The following is a 15972-nucleotide window of genomic DNA, read 5'->3' as shown; positions in this document are numbered from 1 at the left end:
CGTTTTTTTGCAAGATCTTTGGCTTCAATAAAGCTCTAGACCTGAGTACTGACCCAGGAAACCAGCAGCGCCATCCCCATGCAGGCAAAACCGAAGATGTAGAAAAACCGGTTCTTGCGCAAGGTCGCCCAGTCCAGCGCGGGCTCTACATTGGAGCTGCTCTGCCGCTGCACCTGCAAACTGGCCATCGCGCGCAGTTCGCGGCGACGGGTGGCGTGCAGCAGCCAGCCGCCCGGGAAGGCAAAGAGCAAGGCCAGCAGATTGATCAATTTGGCGGGATGGGCGGTAAACAGCGTCATCAAGTGCAGCGACATCACAAACCTCAAGTCAAACAGGTGGCAGGTGCCGGACCGGCGACCGCGGCGCGGATTCTACCGAAAGCCTGCGCGCCTGCCCTCTGTTTCCGACAAATAACGAAGTAATTGATCAATGGCTGTCCTGCGTCACGGCTTCGTCATCTGTATCGGCGACCATGCGCGCCTCGAAACCGACAGGGACTACGTCATGCTCCACGCCGAAAACCAGGATCGTCTTTACCTCATCAGCCCCAGCGACGAACAGCAAGCCCTCGTCGGCAGCCTCGCTTTCAACGTTCAGGATCGCCATTGGCTGGTGTATTGCGCCCTGGGCGGGCATCAACATGCGGATTTGCCGGAAACGGATTTGCTGACGGGTGTGAGTGTGCTGGATTTTTACTCACAGGCCGCCTGACACCACGCCCTGTAGGAGCTGCCGCAGGCTGCGATCTTTTGATTTTGTTTTTTAAGGCCTGGAGCCGCCGAAGATCAAGATCAAAAGATCGCAGCCTTCGGCAGCTCCTACATGGCTCGCATTACTCGCCGAGAATCTGACCCACGGTCGGGTCCTTGAACAGGCGGGTCAACGCATCACTGAGCACATCGCTGACCAGCTTGGTGTTGGTTTCCTGGTTCGGCGCCATACCGAAGCGCTGGTCCAGGGACGAACCATAACGGCCGCTGTAGCGACGGTTGGCGTTCTGTACATCGGAGCGGAACGTCGCGCCGATGGTGGCTTCGGTCACGTACATGCCTTCCTTGGGCGACTGGTACTTCAACTCCGCCAGGGTCACGGTCAGTTGCGGTGCATTCATGGCGTTGTTCGTCGGGGTAAAGCCCAACAGCCGCACGGCGGCTTCAGCCTGGGCCTGAAGCTTCGGCAGGATCTGCGCGCCCTGCACGGTGATCGCGCTGGTCTCCGGATACAGGCCGCCACGGGTACCCAGCGTCGGCGACGGACGACCGTCCACTACGCGCACCACGACAGGCTGGCCATGGCCGACCGGGGCCAACTGGGCGGTCAGCTTGGGTTCCGGGCTCAGTTGTTGCGGGCTGTGGGCGCAGCCAACCAGGGTCAAACTGGTCACAGTGATCAAACCGAACAACAGGCGTTGCAACATGCTCTTCTCTCCAGAATCAGGCACAAACAGGCCAGCAGTATAGCGGTGCGCCACTGCAGGGAACCAGCACCTCACAGCGTTTGATGAAATCTCTGACAACCCCTGGGGGATGCGGTTCCTGTCACACAGGTGTCACCACTCATACACTTGAATGTAATCGCCTACAGGCTATCTTCTCAGTAGTCACCCACACGGTACTTCACCATGCGCCATCTGATCTCTCTGTTCGCGCCACGTCCACTGCATCGCTGCTTCGCCCTGCTCGACCGCAACGGCCACTGCCAAGCCTTCAAGCAGTGTAGCCTCCAGCCTATGGGCGATGGCTGGGTTGAAATCGAAGAGATCCGCCTGAACTGGCTGAATCAACCGCTGCCTGCCGGCGCCCGCGTCGTTTCCCGGCAGCAACAGCCACGCTCGCGAGCACAGCAACTGATGACGACCTGACCAAACACCTAATAAAAGTCATTAAACACGACCATTTCCCTGCGTTTCTTAGATACAATCTCCCCCCGATTATAAGGACGTCTCCTGATCGGGCCTCGCAGCATCGTCAATGCGCTTGTATTGACACCCCGCACCGCCCACAGAGAGCCGCCCACACAGATCGAGTGAAGCTGGCGCGCTTGCTGTTTTGTTGAGCAAAACCTCCACTTTTCGCGAATCTGCAGAGCTGTCATTACGCTCGGTCACTGAGTTGTCTGCCCGTTTTGCCTGCCTTGCATCCCATGGCGGCAATTTCATCCGGGCACGGTGCCAGGCTGGGACAGCCCTTTTTGAGGTTCACGTCTTCAAAAGAGCGTGAAAAAAACGGGTTTTCACAACTTCACAAGAGTGTGGCGAGCAAATGAATAGTTTTGCGTCTGAACATGCACCATTAGCGTCTACAACAGCCCAACGACACAGGACCGAGTATTCCTCGAACACCGGAGCCTGAAGCCTGTCCGCTACGGATTTGGTTGCACAAACGGATGTATCGACCATAAGTCGAATTGCCTCCCGCGCGCTGAAATGAGTTCATATGGCTCATAGGCACGGCAGGTAGCGTCCGTCGAAGTTGCGATAAATTGCGAAGATTCGGACATGGCGATCCTGCCATGGGTACCTGGGGCAACACTGACACGCCCCGTCACTCCTGGCAGCCATGCCGACAATTTGGTGCTGCAGATTTTGGAGACGCGTTAAATGGCGCATAACGAAGCAGTCGACGTAGTACTGGTTGGGGCCGGCATCATGAGTGCCACCCTTGCAGTACTGCTCAAAGAGCTCGACCCCGCGATCAAGCTGGAAGTCGTCGAGCTGATGGATTCCGGTGCCGCGGAGAGTTCCAACCCGTGGAACAACGCCGGTACCGGTCACGCCGGGCTGTGTGAGCTCAACTACACGCCGCAGGCAGCCGATGGCGCCGTCGACATAAAGAAAGCCGTGCACATCAACACCCAGTTCGAGGTGTCGAAGCAGTTCTGGTCGTACCTGACCAAAAAAGGCACGTTCGGCTCGTGCAAATCGTTTATCAGCCCGGTGCCACACCTGAGTTTCGTGCAGGGCGACAGCGGCGTGTCCTTCCTCAAGGAACGCTTCAAGGTGCTGAGCAAGCACCACGCCTTCGCCGACATGGAATACACCGAAGACAAGGCCAAAATGGCCGAGTGGATGCCTCTGATGATGCCTGGCCGCGATCCTGGCGAAACCCTCGCCGCGACCCGCGTGATCAATGGCACCGACGTCAACTTCGGCGCCCTGACCAACCAGTTGCTCAAGCACCTGACCAGCGCCCCCGATGCCCAGGTCAAGTACTGCAAGCGCGTGACCGGCCTCAAACGCAGCAACGGCGGCTGGACTGTCAGCATCAAGGACGTCAACAGCGGTAACAGCCGTGAAGTCGATGCCAAGTTCGTCTTCCTCGGTGCTGGCGGCGCGGCATTGCCATTGCTGCAGGCTTCGGGCATCGAAGAGAGCAAAGGCTTCGGCGGTTTCCCGATCAGTGGCCAATGGCTGCGCTGCGACAACCCGGAAGTGGTCAAGCACCACCAGGCCAAGGTCTACAGCCAGGCTGCCGTAGGCTCGCCACCGATGTCCGTGCCGCACCTGGACACCCGTGTGGTCGACGGCAAGAAATCCCTGCTGTTCGGACCGTACGCCGGTTTCACCACCAAGTTCCTCAAGCACGGTTCCTTCATGGACCTGCCGATGTCGGTTCGCGCCGGCAACATCGGTCCGATGCTGTCCGTGGCGAAAAACAACATGGACCTGACCAAGTACCTGGTCAGCGAAGTGATGCAATCGATGGAGCAGCGCCTGGAATCCCTGCGTCGCTTCTACCCGCAAGCGAAAGCCGAAGACTGGCGCCTGGAAGTGGCCGGCCAACGGGTGCAGATCATCAAGAAAGACCCGAAAAAAGGCGGCATCCTGCAATTCGGTACCGAACTGGTCGCGGCCAAGGACGGTTCCCTGGCGGCACTGCTCGGCGCTTCGCCTGGTGCCTCGGTGACCGTTTCGATCATGCTTGAGCTGATCGAAAAATGCTTCCCGAGCAAAGCCAAGGGCGAATGGGCCACCAAACTGGCCGAAATCTTCCCGGCTCGGGAAAAGGTTCTGGAAACCGACGCTGCGCTGTATCGCAAGATCAACTCGCAGAACAACGTTGCTCTGGAACTGGTTGAAGCCAGCAGCGAGACCGAAAGCTACGCTTGATTCGGCTGCATAAAAAACGCCCCGTCCTCATTGAGAGCGGGGCGTTTTTTTGTGCCTTTAAAAGATCTTAACCGCGAGCCTTGTTGATCAGCTCGATGTACTCGGCGGCATTGCGCTGATCCTTGATCAGGGCAACGAAGTCATTGCCGTGCTCATCCTTGCCATTCACGTCGTAACCCGCTTCGACGAAGAACGTCAGGAAACGCTCGAAATCGTCGATGCGCAGGCCACGGTAGGCCTTGACCAGTTTGTGCAGGGACGGGGAAGTCGCGTCGACCGGCTCGAAATCGAGGAACAATTTGATCTGCTCATCGCCGATCTCGTCACCAATCACTTGTTTTTTATCTTTACGCATTGCCGACTCCAGCTCGCAGACATTACACGGGGCGGGCAGTTTACCCCCGCGCAGGCACAGGGCTCAACGCGGACGAGTGCTGCCGGTGTGCAGATCGGCCCAAACATGCCCATTGGCGTAGCTGAGAAACTGGCAATACACCGTGTCATTGCGCAGCAAATCGATCACCACGCGGTATTGAGCGAGCGGGTAATAGAGGGTCAGGGTTTTGCTCTTATCGTCGTAGACCGGCTTCTTCAGGCTTTTGCTTTCACCATCGAAGTTGACCAGCACCTGACTGATGGTGGCGCCCTTGTTCAGGGATTTGCCCTTGAGACGAATCATTAAAGGCGACGTGACCGGAATCGGCTGTTGATTGGATTGACGCTGGGCACCGACCACCACCGAATAATCGGTGACTTGCATCAGTTGCTGCTGTTCGGGGTCGGCATCGCGCAGAGCGAGATCGTCCGGCGGCAGGAATTGACTGTGCATGGGCGCCGGCGCGGCAGCCAAGGGCAAGCTGAGGGTCAGCAACAGGGCGGCGCAGCTGCGGATAAAAGGGCTCATGGCAGGCTCCGAAATGGGGCCGGGCACTCTACCATGGGTTTCAAAGCAAAAGATCGCAGCCTGCGGCAGCTCCTACAGGGTGTACATCAAACCCCTATAGGAGCTGCCGCAGGCTGCGATCTTTTGATCCTAATCGAAATGCGCGCGCATCCAGGCCTGATACTCGGCAACACCGGGCTCGCCTTCGCGCGGCGCCCAATGTGCCAGCTCACCTTCACCGACCGGACGGTAAGGACCAGCCTTGCATTCGAACATCAGGCTGTCGGCCTCCAGCACCACCAAACCGTGAAACACACCGGTTGGCAGGTCCACACCAACACAGTCGCCACCGGCCTGCAGCACGGTCTTGCTCAGCACCGCACCGGTCTCATCGAAGATCAACACGCCCAGCCGGCCCTTGAGGACCAACAGGGTTTCGGCCTTGTTGTCGCCCAAATGCCGGTGAGGCGGGATATACGTGGACGGCTGCAACCCCACCGCCATGCGATGGCATGCGTCTTCCATCTGATGGAAGTTGTGATGCTGGCGCCCACGAGGATTGGCCGCGGCTTTCCCGGCCAGCTCGGCGAACAAGGTCTGATCCAGAAAGCGAGGCGTATCCATGTCTTACATTCCTTTAACGGCGAAAATCCCGTTGGCGTTACGCCAGTAGCCTTTGTAGTCCATGCCGTAACCGAAGATGTAGCGATCGATGCACGGCAGACCGACGAAATCGGCCTTGAGGTCCGGACGGGCCTTGCGGTCGTGGTCTTTGTCGATCAGCACAGCGGTGTGCACTTTACGTGCGCCAGCGTGTTTGCAGAAGTCGATGATCGCGCCCAGGGTGTGACCTTCGTCGAGGATGTCGTCGATGATCAGCACATCACGGTCGATGAAGGACACTTCCGGCTTGGCTTTCCAGAACAGGTCACCGCCGCTGGTTTCGTTGCGATAGCGGGTGGCGTGCAGGTAGGACGCTTCCAACGGGAAGTGCAAATAGGTCAGCAGCTTGCCGGAGAAAATCAGCCCGCCGTTCATCACGCAGAACACCACCGGATTGCTGTCCGCCAGTTGATCGTTGATTTGTGCACCGACGCGGGCGATGGCCGCCTCGACTTCAGCTTCGGTGTACAGGCAGTCAGCCTCTCGCATGATTTGACGGATATGCTCGAGATCAGCGGACATGGCGCTCTCCAGGGGGTTTGAGGGGAGGGACGGATTCGGAAAAGCGGGCAAAGGTACGCATCAAGCGAGGCCAGATCAAGCCTTTGTGGACTAACGTGCTGTATGTCTATAGGACAACACCCTCGGATAGATTAATCTAGGCCGGTTTTTTTGCCCGCCGCCGGAGCCTTTCCCCATGCCCATTCATGAGATCCGCCACCCGCTGATCCGTCATAAACTTGGCCTTATGCGCCGCGCAGACATCAGCACGAAGAATTTCCGTGAGCTCGCTCAGGAAGTCGGCGCCCTGCTGACCTATGAAGCTACCAAAGACCTGCCGCTGGAATCCTACGATATCGAAGGCTGGTGCGGCACCGTATCGGTCGAGAAAATCGCTGGCAAGAAAATCACCGTGGTGCCAATCCTGCGTGCCGGCATCGGCATGCTCGAAGGCGTACTCAGTCTGATCCCGGGCGCCAAAGTCAGTGCCGTCGGCGTGGCCCGTAACGAGGAAACCCTCGAAGCCCACACCTACCTGGAAAAACTGGTGCCGGAAATCGACGAACGCCTGGCAATGATCATCGACCCGATGCTCGCCACCGGCGGCTCGATGGTCGCCACCATCGACCTGCTGAAAAAAGCCGGCTGCAAGGACATCCGCGCCATGGTGCTGGTCGCCGCGCCAGAAGGCATCGCCGCCGTAGAGAAAGCTCACCCGGACGTGATCATCTACACCGCTTCCATTGATCAAAAACTGAACGAACACGGCTACATCATCCCAGGGCTTGGCGACGCCGGTGACAAGATCTTCGGCACCAAGCAGAAGGACGCGTGAGCATGCAGCAAGAGTTCAACGATCCGCTCTGGCGCACGGTGCTGTCCGGCGCACAGATGCTGTTCGTGGCCTTCGGCGCCCTGGTGTTGATGCCGCTGATCACCGGCCTTGACCCGAACGTGGCGCTGTTCACGGCCGGCCTGGGGACGATCCTGTTCCAGATCGTCACCGGGCGTCAGGTGCCGGTGTTCCTGGCATCGAGCTTTGCATTCATCACCCCGATCATTCTCGCCAAGGGCCAATTCGGCCTCGCCGCGACCATGGGCGGTGTGATGGCGGCGGGTTTTGTCTACACCTTCCTCGGCCTCGCGGTGAAGATCAAAGGCACCGGTTTCATCGACCGCCTGCTGCCGCCTGTGGTGATCGGCCCGGTAATCATCTCCATCGGCCTGGCCATGGCACCGATTGCCGCCAACATGGCCATGGGCAAGGCTGGCGACGGTAGCGAGCTGATTCACTACCAGACGGCAATGATGATCTCGATGCCCGCGCTGCTGACCACGCTGATCGTCGCGGTGTTCGGCAAGGGCATCTTTCGCCTGGTGCCGATCATCTCTGGCGTGCTGGTCGGTTTCGGCATGGCGTTCTACTTCGGCGTGGTCGATACCGCGAAGATTGCAGCGGCACCATGGTTCGCCATCCCGAACTTCACCGCGCCGGAATTCAACTGGCAGGCGATCCTGTTCATCGTTCCGGTAGCCCTGGCTCCGGCCATCGAACACATCGGCGGCGTGATTGCCGTGGGTAGCGTGACCGGTCGCGATTACCTGAAGAAGCCTGGCCTGCACCGCACCCTGCTCGGCGACGGCATTGCCACCACGGCGGCCGGTCTGTTCGGCGGCCCGCCCAACACCACCTACGCCGAAGTAACCGGCGCGGTGATGCTGACCAAGAACTACAACCCGAAAATCATGACCTGGGCGGCGATCTTCGCCATCAGCCTGGCGTTTATCGGCAAGTTCGGTGCGCTGCTGCAAAGCATTCCGGTACCGGTGATGGGCGGGATTCTCTGCCTGTTGTTCGGTTCGATTGCGGCGGTGGGGATGAACACGCTGATCCGCCACAAGATCGATCTGGCCGAGGCGCGCAATCTGGTGATTGTTTCGGTGACCCTGGTGTTCGGGATCGGCGGCGTGCTGATCGGCACCGGCACCGGGCCGGACGATTTCGGCCTCAAAGGCATTGCGCTGTGTGCGGTGGTGGCGATTGGCTTGAACCTGATCCTGCCGGGCAATGACAGCTGGAAGCACAAGAAGGCGAATGAGCCGCTGATCTGATTGGATGAAGACCTGAGATCTTTGTTGCCAGTCAGATAGCATTCGCGGGCAAGCCCGCTCCTACAAGTTCTATGCAAAACCTGTAGGAGCCGGCTTGCCGGCGAAGCTTTTAAAGCGCCAACGGCGCTCGCTCGCACAACGCACTCAACGCCCGCGCCCAATGCGGGTCATCGTTGAGGCACGGCACCAGCACCAGGTCCTCCCCTCCCGCTGCGCGGAATTGCTCCTTGCCGCGATCTCCGATTTCTTCCAGGGTCTCGATACAATCGGCAACGAACGCCGGGCACATCACCAGAATCTTTTTCACGCCGCTTTTGGCCAACTCATCGAGGCGCGCTTCGGTGTAGGGCTCGATCCATTTGGCGCGTCCCAGACGCGACTGGAACGACACCGACCACTTGCCCTCCGGCAACCCCATGCGCTTGGCAAACTCTGCCGCCGTACGCAGGCACTGACCGCGATAACAGGTGGCGACCACCTCAGGTGGCGCCCCGGCGCAGCAATCGCCGCCCCCTTCGAAGCTGTGACCGGGGTTGAGCTTCTTCAGATGCCGCTCCGGCAATCCATGAAAACTCATCAATAAATGATCGTAGTCCTGCTGCAAATGCGGCCGCGTCGTGGCGACCAGCGCATCGAGGTATTCCGGTTGATCGTAGAAAGGTTGAAGAACCGACAATTGCACGTTGAGGTTTTTCTCGCGTACCACGCGTTTGGCTTCCTCGATGACCGTGGTGGTGGTGCTGTCGGCGAACTGTGGATAAAGCGGCGCCAGCGTAATCCGCTTGTGCCCTGCGCCGACCATGCGCATCAGTGTCGATTCGATCGACGGCTCGCCATAGCGCATGGCCAGTTCGACCGGGCCGTGGTGCCACTGGATGGTCATGGCTTGTTGCAAACGACGGCTGAGTACCACCAGCGGCGAGCCCTCGTCCCACCAGATCGAGGCATAAGCATGGGCCGACTGCTCGGGACGCTTAATCAGGATCAGCGACACCAGCAAGCGTCGAACCGGCCATGGCAGGTCGATCACGTACGGGTCCATCAGAAATTGGTTGAGGTAGCTGCGCACATCCGCCACCGAGGTGGAGGCAGGTGAGCCCAGGTTGACCAGAAGCAACGCGTGATCAGTCATGCAACGTCCTATTTCAAAGGCGACTGGACAGATCGTCCAGAGCCGCGCGCAAATCCATGAACTTAAAAGTGAAACCAGCCTGTAACAAACGCACCGGGGTGGCGCGCTGGCCGCCCAGCAACAGTAAGGACAACTCACCCAGCCCCACCTTCAATACGAAGGCCGGCATCGGCATGAACGCCGGGCGATGCAGTACGCTACCCAGCGTCTTGGCAAACTCGCGGTTGCGCACCGGTTTGGGCGCGCACGCATTATAGGGACCGCTGGCCTCGTTGCGATGCAGAAGAAAATCAATCAGGGCGATTTGATCGTCGATATGAATCCACGGCATCCACTGCCGGCCGTTGCCGATGGGCCCTCCCAGACCCAGTTTGAACGGCAGTAACAGCCGCGACAAAAAGCCACCCTCCGCCGACAGCACCAACCCGGTACGGATGTGAATGACGCGAATGCCCATCGCTTCGGCCCGCTGTGCAGTCTCCTCCCAGGCGATGCATAACTGGCTGGCGAAGTCTTCACTGATCGGCCCCGAATCCTCGGTCAGTTCACGCTCGCCGCCGTTGCCATACCAGCCGACAGCTGAACCGGAAATCAGGACCCGGGGTTTCTGCTCGCGACTTTCGAGCCACGCCAGCAGGGTTTCGGTGAGCGTGATGCGACTGCTCCACAACAAGGCTTTTCGCTTGTGCGTCCAGGGTCGGTCGGCAATCGGCGCTCCGGCCAGATTGACGATCGCATCCACTGGCTCCTGCCCCAGATCCTCCAGCCGGGCAATTCCACGCACTTGGGTACCACATGTTTTCGCGACTTTTTCAGGCTGGCGACTCCAGACTGTCAGGCGATATCCCTGACCCGACCAGTGCCGGCAAAGCTGACGTCCTATCAAACCAGTACCGCCGGTCAGCAATATGTGCATGACTTCTTCCTCGCGTGGCGTTTTACCCTGTCCATTAGTCTATTTTTATAAGCAGGGATCTTTGGTATCGAGCAGGCTCTATGTTTAACAATAGGCCAAGCTGTCAGAACGAGAACGCTAAAAGTTATACCAACAAACAATATTGTACAGGTTTGAACCCCGGCGTAGTCTGTACAGAAAGGTAAACGAGGCACCTATGACTGTACCTATCGCAATCATTGGCACCGGCATTGCCGGACTCTCCGCCGCCCAGGCCCTGACTGACCTCGGGCATGTGGTTCAACTGTTCGATAAAAGCCGCGGTAGTGGCGGGCGCATGTCGAGCAAACGCAGCGATGCGGGCGCTCTGGACATGGGTGCGCAGTATTTCACCGCCCGTGACCGTCGCTTTGTCACCGAAGTCCAGCGCTGGCAGGCCAAGGGCTGGGTTGCCGAGTGGACGCCGCAGCTGTACACCTACCATGGTGGCCAGCTTAACCTGTCGCCAGACGAGCAGACCCGCTGGGTCGGCACGCCGCATATGAGCGCCATCACCCGCGCCCTGCTTGGTGAACTTGAAGTGCATTTCGCCTGCCGGATCACCGAGGTCTATCGCGGTGAAGAACACTGGCATCTGCAGGACGCCGAGGGCTTCACCCACGGACCGTTCAGCCACGTGGTCATCGCCACGCCAGCCCCGCAGGCCACGGCTTTGCTGGCATCTGCGCCGAAACTCGCCGGTGCCGCCGCCGGGGTGAAAATGGACCCGACCTGGGCCATCGCCCTCGCCTTCGAAACGCCGCTGGAAACGCCCATGGAAGGCTGCTTCGTGCAGGACAGCCCCCTCGACTGGCTGGCTCGCAACCGCAGCAAACCCGGGCGTGACAACACTCTCGACACCTGGGTGCTGCACGCAACCAGCGCCTGGAGTCGCCAGCACATTGACCTGTCCAAGGAAGCCGTGATCGAACAACTGCATGGCGCCTTCGCCGAACTGCTGCACGATTCCATGCCCGCACCGACCTTCAGCCTCGCCCACCGCTGGCTCTACGCCCGCCCCGCCAGCAGTCACGAATGGGGCACCCTGGCCGATGCAGACCTGGGGCTGTATGCCTGTGGCGACTGGTGCCTGTCCGGGCGCGTCGAAGGGGCCTGGCTCAGCGGTCAGGAAGCCGCTCGCCGCTTGCATGAACACCTGCAGTAAGCAAAGGCATCAACCCGAGCAAATCGCTGCTGTCGCCATGGACAGCAGCCCGCCACAATACTTATACACAACATTTGACTTGTACAACTTCGAATCTATGATGAAGTTATCCTGTACAGACTCGACCGTCTGCACCGGTTCAGATTCGAGGTGCTCCGATGTCCCACGCCCACGCCAAACCGAAAATCGCCATCAGCGCCTGCCTGATGGGGCTCGACGTGCGCTACAACGGCGGGCACAAGGAATCGCGGTTGTGCAGCCGCACCCTCACTGATTACTTCGATTTCATCCCGGTCTGCCCGGAAGTGGCCATCGGCCTGGGCGTGCCCCGCCAACCGATTCGGCTAGTGGGCAGCGCAGATCAACCCGAAGCCGTGGGCACCCTCGACCACAAGCTTAACGTGACACAACCGTTGGCCACCTACGGCCGGGACATGGCAGCGCAGTTGGGGGATATCTGCGGCTACATCTTCATGCAAAATTCCCCGTCCTGTGGCCTGGAGCGGGTCAAGGTCTACCACGCCAACGGCGCACGGGCGGATATTGGCGGGCACGGGATCTACGCCCGGGCCTTCTGCCTGCGGCACCCGGACTTGCCGGTGGAGGAAGACGGCCGGCTCAACGATCCGGTGCTGCGGGAAAACTTCCTCACCCGGGTGTTCGCCTACAGCGCCTGGCAGCAGCTACGTCAAGAGGGCATGACCCGGCACGGTCTCACGGGCTTTCACTCGCGCTACAAATACCTGCTGATGGCCCACAACCCGGTGCAATACAAAACCCTGGGCAATCTGCTGGGCAACATGGGCAAAACCGATCCGCAGGAACTGGGCCCCCGCTATTTCAGCGAACTGATGTCGGCGCTGAAAAAATGCGCCACCCGCCGCACTCACACCAACGTCCTGCAACACCTCAGCGGCTACCTGAAACAGGCCATCAGCGGCGAAGACAAGCAGGAAGTGCAGCACGTAATCAGCCAATACCGCCTGGGTATCGTGCCGCTGGTGGTGCCGCTGACGCTGCTCAAGCATCACTTTCGCCAACACCCCGATCCGTACATCGCACAGCAGGTTTACCTGCAACCGCACCCGGAAAACCTCAGCCTGCGAAACGCCATCTGATGAAAAAAAAACTCGACACCAGCGCCCGCGAAGACCTCGGCGATGACTTTGAAAAGGCGTTGGACGAAGGCTGGCTGCCGATCCGAGAAGTGGCGCGGCAAACCGGCGTCAATGCCGTGACCTTGCGCGCCTGGGAGCGGCGCTACGGCCTGATCGTGCCGCAACGCACACCCAAGGGGCATCGGTTGTTCTCGGCCGACCATGTACAACGCATCCAGGCCATTCTCACCTGGCTCAACCGTGGCGTTGCCGTCAGCCAGGTCAAGCAACTGCTCGACACGCCGCAAGCCTTCAGCGAGTTCGTCGACAACGATTGGCACGCCTTGCTGCAAACGTTGCTGCAGGCGGTCAGCGGATTGCAGGAGCGCGCCCTGGATGACAGCGTCAATCAGGCGATGGCGTTGTATCCGCCGCGAACCCTGTGCGAGCAATTGCTGATGCCCTTGCTGGCCGCTCTGGAGCAACGCTGGCAAGGCCAGTTCGGGGCGCAGATGGAGCGGGGCTTTTTTTGTGCCTGGCTGCGTAGCAAGTTCGGTGCGCGCATCTACCACAACAATCGTCAGTTGCGCACCGCGCCGCTGCTGCTGATCAACCACTCGGACCTGCCCATGGAGCCGCACCTGTGGCTGACGGCCTGGCTGATCAGCAGCGCCGATTGCCCGGTGGAAGTCTTCGACGGGCCACTGCCTGTCGGCGAACTGGCATTGGCGGTCGAACTTCTGCAACCCCGTGGGATTCTGCTGTACTCAAGCAAAGCCCTGAATCCGGCGCAACTGCCGAAACTTTTCAAAGGTGTCAGTTGCCCAAAAATGATTGCCGGACCAACGGTATGCATCCACCGCACCGAGCTGTCTGTCAGTACTGCCGAGATCGCTGATTTGTACCTGGCCGAAAATCCGTTGTCGGCACATCAGGCACTCGTTCAGCGCGGGCTGATTTAAATGAATCGCGTGGATACCAACATGCAATTGATCTGGCTGCGCAGCGACTTGCGCCTGCATGACAACACCGCCCTCTCGGCTGCCGCGGCTCGCGGCCCGTGCGTGGCGGCATTTCTGTTGAGCCCGGAACAATGGCTGGAACACGACGATGCGCCCTGCAAAGTGGACTTCTGGCTGCGTAACCTACGCGAGTTGAGCCGCGAACTGGGTCAACTGAACATTCCCCTGCTGGTCCGCCTGGCACCTCGCTGGGATGACGCACCCAGCGTATTGCTGAACCTGTGCCGACAGTTGCAGATCGACGCTGTGTACCTCAACGAAGAGTACGGCATCCACGAATCCCGTCGCGATGCAGCCGTCACCCAGACGCTGAAGGCTGAAGGCATCGAAGTTCGCCGCTACCTCGATCAATTGCTGTTCAAGCCCGGGAGCGTGCTGACCCGGACCGGCACTTACTTTCAGGTCTTCAGCCAGTTCCGCAAAGTCTGCTACGAACGACTGCACCGCTCGCTGCCCAGCCTGGTCTGCGCGCCGCACAAACAAACGCCGCTGAACATTGCCAGCGATGCGATCCCCGTGAGTGTCGACGGCTTCGCAACACCCGATGAGAACCTGCGCAACCTGTGGCCGGCGGGCGAAACCGAAGCCTGGCATCGCCTCGACAGCTTTAGCGATGTGCAGATCGCGCGCTATCAAAGCGAACGGGATTTCCCGGCGAAGCCCGGCACCAGTCAGCTCTCGGCCTATCTGGTCGCCGGGGTGATTTCTGTGCGCCAATGCCTGCACGCGGCCTTGAACAGCAATCAAGGTGAATTCGAAAGTGGCAAGACTGGCGCCGTCACCTGGATCAACGAACTGCTGTGGCGCGAGTTCTACAAACACATCCTGGTGGGCTACCCTCGGGTTTCCCGACACCGCGCGTTTCGTCCGGAAACCGAAGCATTGGCCTGGCGCAACGCCCCCGAAGAACTGGCCGCTTGGCAACAGGCGCGTACCGGTTTGCCGATTATCGACGCCGCCATGCGCCAACTGCTGGCAACCGGCTGGATGCACAACCGCCTGCGCATGGTGGTGGCGATGTTCCTGACCAAGAACCTGTTGATCGACTGGCGCGAAGGCGAACGCTTTTTCATGCGTCACCTGATCGATGGCGACCTGGCGGCGAACAACGGTGGCTGGCAGTGGAGTTCCTCCACCGGCACCGACTCGGCGCCTTACTTCCGGATTTTCAACCCGCTGAACCAGTCGGAAAAATTCGACCCCGAAGGCGTGTTCATCAAGCAATGGCTGCCGGAACTGGCCGGGCTGAATAAAAGAGAAGTGCACAACCCCGCCAATCTCGGCGGCCTGTTCGGTGTTGTGGATTACCCCTCACCGATCGTCGACTTGAGTACCTCCCGTACACGCGCGTTGACGGCGTTCAAAAATCTACCCTCACGGCAGTACACCGCAATTGGGTCATGAGTTACCGCTACCGGGATTGCCTCGATGCCGGGGCTCTGTTTTATGAATATTTACCCGTATTGGGCCGGGCAATTGCCTGGCTGAAAAGGAGATTGGGATGAGTTGCGCACTCGCACGACGATACTGGCTGACCGGTGCCAGCAGCGGCATCGGTGCCGCCCTGGCCGAAGAAATCCTGAAAACCGGTGCGCACCTGGCCGTCAGCTCGCGCATCGTGGCCCCCCTCAAAGACTTGTCGCAACGTTATCCGGGACAGGTGCTGGTGGTCGCCGGAGACCTGACCAACAGCCAGACCGTGCGCGAGATCGGCGAGCAGATTGCCGAGGACTGGGGCTCGCTGGACACCGTGATACTCAATGCCGGCACCTGCGAGTACGTGGATGCCAAACAGTTCGACGCCTCGATTGTCGAGCATGTCGTGCGCACCAACCTGCTGGCCAGCAACTATTGCATCGAAGCGGCCCTGCCCCTGCTGCGTGCCGGCACCGCACCGCACATGGTAGCCATGGCCAGTACGGTGACTTACCTGCCACTGCCCAAGGCAGAAGCGTACGGCGCCTCGAAGGCCGGGCTGCGTTATCTGTTCGAATCCCTGCGCATCGACCTGGCCCCGGAAGGTATTGAACTCACAGTGATCAGCCCCGGGTTTGTCGAAACGCCGCTGACGGCGAAAAACGACTTCCCCATGCCCTTGAGCTGGCCGGTGGAGAAAGCCGCACGGCACATCTTCGAAAAACTCAAGGAGCGCCCGCTGGAAATCGCTTTCCCGGCAGCGTTCATGGCCGCCCTCTGGCCACTCTCCAAACGGCCGGACCGAGTGAAACTGGAGATCGGCAAACCCATGGTGCGCAGCCAGCCACCGATCAAGGATCAACCCTGAAAATCGCCACCATCGGCATCGGTATCGCGGACGTTCCGATACTTGAGCGTCCGTCAGACCTTTCACACAGC

18 protein-coding genes and 1 pseudogene are annotated in these 15972 nt (G+C 59.7%); 11 read left to right on the top strand and 8 right to left on the bottom strand.

Going from position 1 to position 15972, the window contains the following annotated elements; translation table 11 throughout:
* Positions 1–35: 35 nt before the first annotated feature.
* Complete coding sequence (locus AC1D19_RS05695; protein ID WP_477755326.1) at positions 36–314, bottom strand: hypothetical protein; 279 nt, start codon at positions 312–314, stop codon at positions 36–38.
* 190 nt (positions 315–504) lie between these two features.
* On the opposite strand from AC1D19_RS05695, the gene AC1D19_RS05690 reads away from it, so the two are divergent.
* Positions 505–711, top strand: a complete 207-nt coding sequence (locus tag AC1D19_RS05690) for a hypothetical protein (protein ID WP_085613384.1) — start codon at positions 505–507, stop codon at positions 709–711.
* Positions 712–832: 121 nt separating this feature from the next.
* Here the strand turns inward: AC1D19_RS05690 and AC1D19_RS05685 are convergent, their stop codons facing one another.
* Positions 833–1417, bottom strand: coding sequence for a YajG family lipoprotein (locus AC1D19_RS05685; RefSeq protein ID WP_007973847.1), 585 nt, complete (start codon positions 1415–1417; stop codon positions 833–835).
* 204 nt (positions 1418–1621) lie between these two features.
* Between AC1D19_RS05685 and AC1D19_RS05680 the strand changes: the two genes are divergently transcribed.
* Both AC1D19_RS05680 and mqo read left to right on the top strand, forming a co-directional pair.
* Positions 1622–1861: a hypothetical protein gene (locus AC1D19_RS05680; RefSeq protein ID WP_477762645.1), complete on the top strand. Its 240-nt coding sequence runs from the start codon at positions 1622–1624 to the stop codon at positions 1859–1861.
* A 738-nt stretch (positions 1862–2599) separates the two neighbouring features.
* Positions 2600–4108 carry a malate dehydrogenase (quinone) gene (gene mqo, locus AC1D19_RS05675; RefSeq protein ID WP_477762644.1) on the top strand — a complete coding sequence of 503 codons (1509 nt, stop codon included), beginning with the start codon at positions 2600–2602 and terminating at the stop codon, positions 4106–4108.
* A 67-nt stretch (positions 4109–4175) separates the two neighbouring features.
* Here mqo and AC1D19_RS05670 read toward each other — a convergent pair whose 3' ends face one another.
* The 4 genes from AC1D19_RS05670 to AC1D19_RS05655 all read right to left on the bottom strand — a co-directional run bounded on the left by AC1D19_RS05670 (position 4176) and on the right by AC1D19_RS05655 (position 6176).
* The gene (locus tag AC1D19_RS05670; protein ID WP_218426680.1) at positions 4176–4463 is read right to left on the bottom strand and encodes a PA4642 family protein; all 288 of its coding nucleotides are present in this window, start codon (positions 4461–4463) and stop codon (positions 4176–4178) included.
* 63 nt (positions 4464–4526) lie between these two features.
* The gene (locus AC1D19_RS05665; RefSeq protein WP_477760567.1) at positions 4527–5012 is read right to left on the bottom strand and encodes a hypothetical protein; all 486 of its coding nucleotides are present in this window, start codon (positions 5010–5012) and stop codon (positions 4527–4529) included.
* 129 nt (positions 5013–5141) lie between these two features.
* Positions 5142–5615 (bottom strand): WbuC family cupin fold metalloprotein, encoded by a 474-nt coding sequence (locus AC1D19_RS05660; RefSeq protein WP_477756264.1) that lies wholly within the window; start codon positions 5613–5615, stop codon positions 5142–5144.
* A gap of 3 nt (positions 5616–5618) precedes the next feature.
* A complete protein-coding gene (locus tag AC1D19_RS05655; RefSeq protein ID WP_008045996.1) occupies positions 5619–6176 on the bottom strand; it encodes a hypoxanthine-guanine phosphoribosyltransferase in 558 nt (185 codons plus the stop codon).
* A gap of 175 nt (positions 6177–6351) precedes the next feature.
* On the opposite strand from AC1D19_RS05655, the gene upp reads away from it, so the two are divergent.
* Both upp and AC1D19_RS05645 read left to right on the top strand, forming a co-directional pair.
* Complete coding sequence (upp, locus tag AC1D19_RS05650; protein ID WP_108214877.1) at positions 6352–6990, top strand: uracil phosphoribosyltransferase; 639 nt, start codon at positions 6352–6354, stop codon at positions 6988–6990.
* Positions 6991–6992: 2 nt separating this feature from the next.
* Positions 6993–8267, top strand: a complete 1275-nt coding sequence (locus AC1D19_RS05645) for a uracil-xanthine permease family protein (RefSeq protein ID WP_477756262.1) — start codon at positions 6993–6995, stop codon at positions 8265–8267.
* Between the two features lie 109 nt (positions 8268–8376).
* Here AC1D19_RS05645 and hemH read toward each other — a convergent pair whose 3' ends face one another.
* Positions 8377–9399, bottom strand: coding sequence for a ferrochelatase (gene hemH / locus AC1D19_RS05640; protein ID WP_477762643.1), 1023 nt, complete (start codon positions 9397–9399; stop codon positions 8377–8379).
* 13 nt (positions 9400–9412) lie between these two features.
* Positions 9413–10315 (bottom strand): TIGR01777 family oxidoreductase, encoded by a 903-nt coding sequence (locus tag AC1D19_RS05635; RefSeq protein WP_477762642.1) that lies wholly within the window; start codon positions 10313–10315, stop codon positions 9413–9415.
* A 196-nt stretch (positions 10316–10511) separates the two neighbouring features.
* Between AC1D19_RS05635 and AC1D19_RS05630 the strand changes: the two genes are divergently transcribed.
* The 6 genes and pseudogenes from AC1D19_RS05630 (at position 10512) to AC1D19_RS05605 (ending at position 15901) form a co-directional block, all read left to right on the top strand.
* On the top strand, positions 10512–11498 hold the full coding sequence (locus AC1D19_RS05630; protein WP_477756333.1) for an NAD(P)/FAD-dependent oxidoreductase: 987 nt from the start codon (positions 10512–10514) through the stop codon (positions 11496–11498).
* A 158-nt stretch (positions 11499–11656) separates the two neighbouring features.
* Positions 11657–12616, top strand: a complete 960-nt coding sequence (locus AC1D19_RS05625) for a YbgA family protein (protein WP_477762641.1) — start codon at positions 11657–11659, stop codon at positions 12614–12616.
* Complete coding sequence (locus tag AC1D19_RS05620) at positions 12616–13557, top strand: MerR family transcriptional regulator (protein WP_477762640.1); 942 nt, start codon at positions 12616–12618, stop codon at positions 13555–13557. Before AC1D19_RS05625 ends, AC1D19_RS05620 begins: the two co-directional genes overlap by 1 nt.
* Before the next feature lie 21 nt (positions 13558–13578).
* Positions 13579–15021, top strand: a complete 1443-nt coding sequence (phrB, locus tag AC1D19_RS05615; RefSeq protein ID WP_477762639.1) for a deoxyribodipyrimidine photo-lyase — start codon at positions 13579–13581, stop codon at positions 15019–15021.
* A gap of 2 nt (positions 15022–15023) precedes the next feature.
* Positions 15024–15122, top strand: a pseudogene (locus tag AC1D19_RS05610) (transcriptional regulator); the annotation flags it as partial.
* Positions 15119–15901: an SDR family NAD(P)-dependent oxidoreductase gene (locus AC1D19_RS05605; protein WP_477762638.1), complete on the top strand. Its 783-nt coding sequence runs from the start codon at positions 15119–15121 to the stop codon at positions 15899–15901. The pseudogene AC1D19_RS05610 and the gene AC1D19_RS05605, both read left to right, overlap by 4 nt.
* Positions 15902–15972 lie beyond the last annotated feature (71 nt).

Source organism: Pseudomonas sp. P1_C12 (assembly GCF_056406435.1).
The sequence above is the reverse complement of the archived record's forward strand: the minus strand, read 5'-3'. Positions and strand labels throughout refer to the sequence as shown.

Excerpts from the sequence above, each read along its gene's own strand:
- AC1D19_RS05655 (WP_008045996.1), bottom strand. The coding sequence starts at position 6,176 with ATGTCCGCTGATCTCGAGCATATCCGTCAAATCATGCGAGAGGCTGAC.
- phrB (WP_477762639.1), top strand. The coding sequence starts at position 13,579 with ATGCAATTGATCTGGCTGCGCAGCGACTTGCGCCTGCATGACAACACC.
- AC1D19_RS05645 (WP_477756262.1), top strand. The coding sequence starts at position 6,993 with ATGCAGCAAGAGTTCAACGATCCGCTCTGGCGCACGGTGCTGTCCGGC.
- AC1D19_RS05660 (WP_477756264.1), bottom strand. The coding sequence starts at position 5,615 with ATGGATACGCCTCGCTTTCTGGATCAGACCTTGTTCGCCGAGCTGGCC.
- AC1D19_RS05665 (WP_477760567.1), bottom strand. The coding sequence starts at position 5,012 with ATGAGCCCTTTTATCCGCAGCTGCGCCGCCCTGTTGCTGACCCTCAGC.
- AC1D19_RS05635 (WP_477762642.1), bottom strand. The coding sequence starts at position 10,315 with ATGCACATATTGCTGACCGGCGGTACTGGTTTGATAGGACGTCAGCTT.
- AC1D19_RS05625 (WP_477762641.1), top strand. The coding sequence starts at position 11,657 with ATGTCCCACGCCCACGCCAAACCGAAAATCGCCATCAGCGCCTGCCTG.
- AC1D19_RS05605 (WP_477762638.1), top strand. The coding sequence starts at position 15,119 with ATGAGTTGCGCACTCGCACGACGATACTGGCTGACCGGTGCCAGCAGC.
- AC1D19_RS05695 (WP_477755326.1), bottom strand. The coding sequence starts at position 314 with ATGTCGCTGCACTTGATGACGCTGTTTACCGCCCATCCCGCCAAATTG.
- hemH (WP_477762643.1), bottom strand. The coding sequence starts at position 9,399 with ATGACTGATCACGCGTTGCTTCTGGTCAACCTGGGCTCACCTGCCTCC.
- upp (WP_108214877.1), top strand. The coding sequence starts at position 6,352 with ATGCCCATTCATGAGATCCGCCACCCGCTGATCCGTCATAAACTTGGC.
- mqo (WP_477762644.1), top strand. The coding sequence starts at position 2,600 with ATGGCGCATAACGAAGCAGTCGACGTAGTACTGGTTGGGGCCGGCATC.
- AC1D19_RS05690 (WP_085613384.1), top strand. The coding sequence starts at position 505 with ATGCTCCACGCCGAAAACCAGGATCGTCTTTACCTCATCAGCCCCAGC.
- AC1D19_RS05670 (WP_218426680.1), bottom strand. The coding sequence starts at position 4,463 with ATGCGTAAAGATAAAAAACAAGTGATTGGTGACGAGATCGGCGATGAG.
- AC1D19_RS05685 (WP_007973847.1), bottom strand. The coding sequence starts at position 1,417 with ATGTTGCAACGCCTGTTGTTCGGTTTGATCACTGTGACCAGTTTGACC.
- AC1D19_RS05630 (WP_477756333.1), top strand. The coding sequence starts at position 10,512 with ATGACTGTACCTATCGCAATCATTGGCACCGGCATTGCCGGACTCTCC.
- AC1D19_RS05680 (WP_477762645.1), top strand. The coding sequence starts at position 1,622 with ATGCGCCATCTGATCTCTCTGTTCGCGCCACGTCCACTGCATCGCTGC.
- AC1D19_RS05620 (WP_477762640.1), top strand. The coding sequence starts at position 12,616 with ATGAAAAAAAAACTCGACACCAGCGCCCGCGAAGACCTCGGCGATGAC.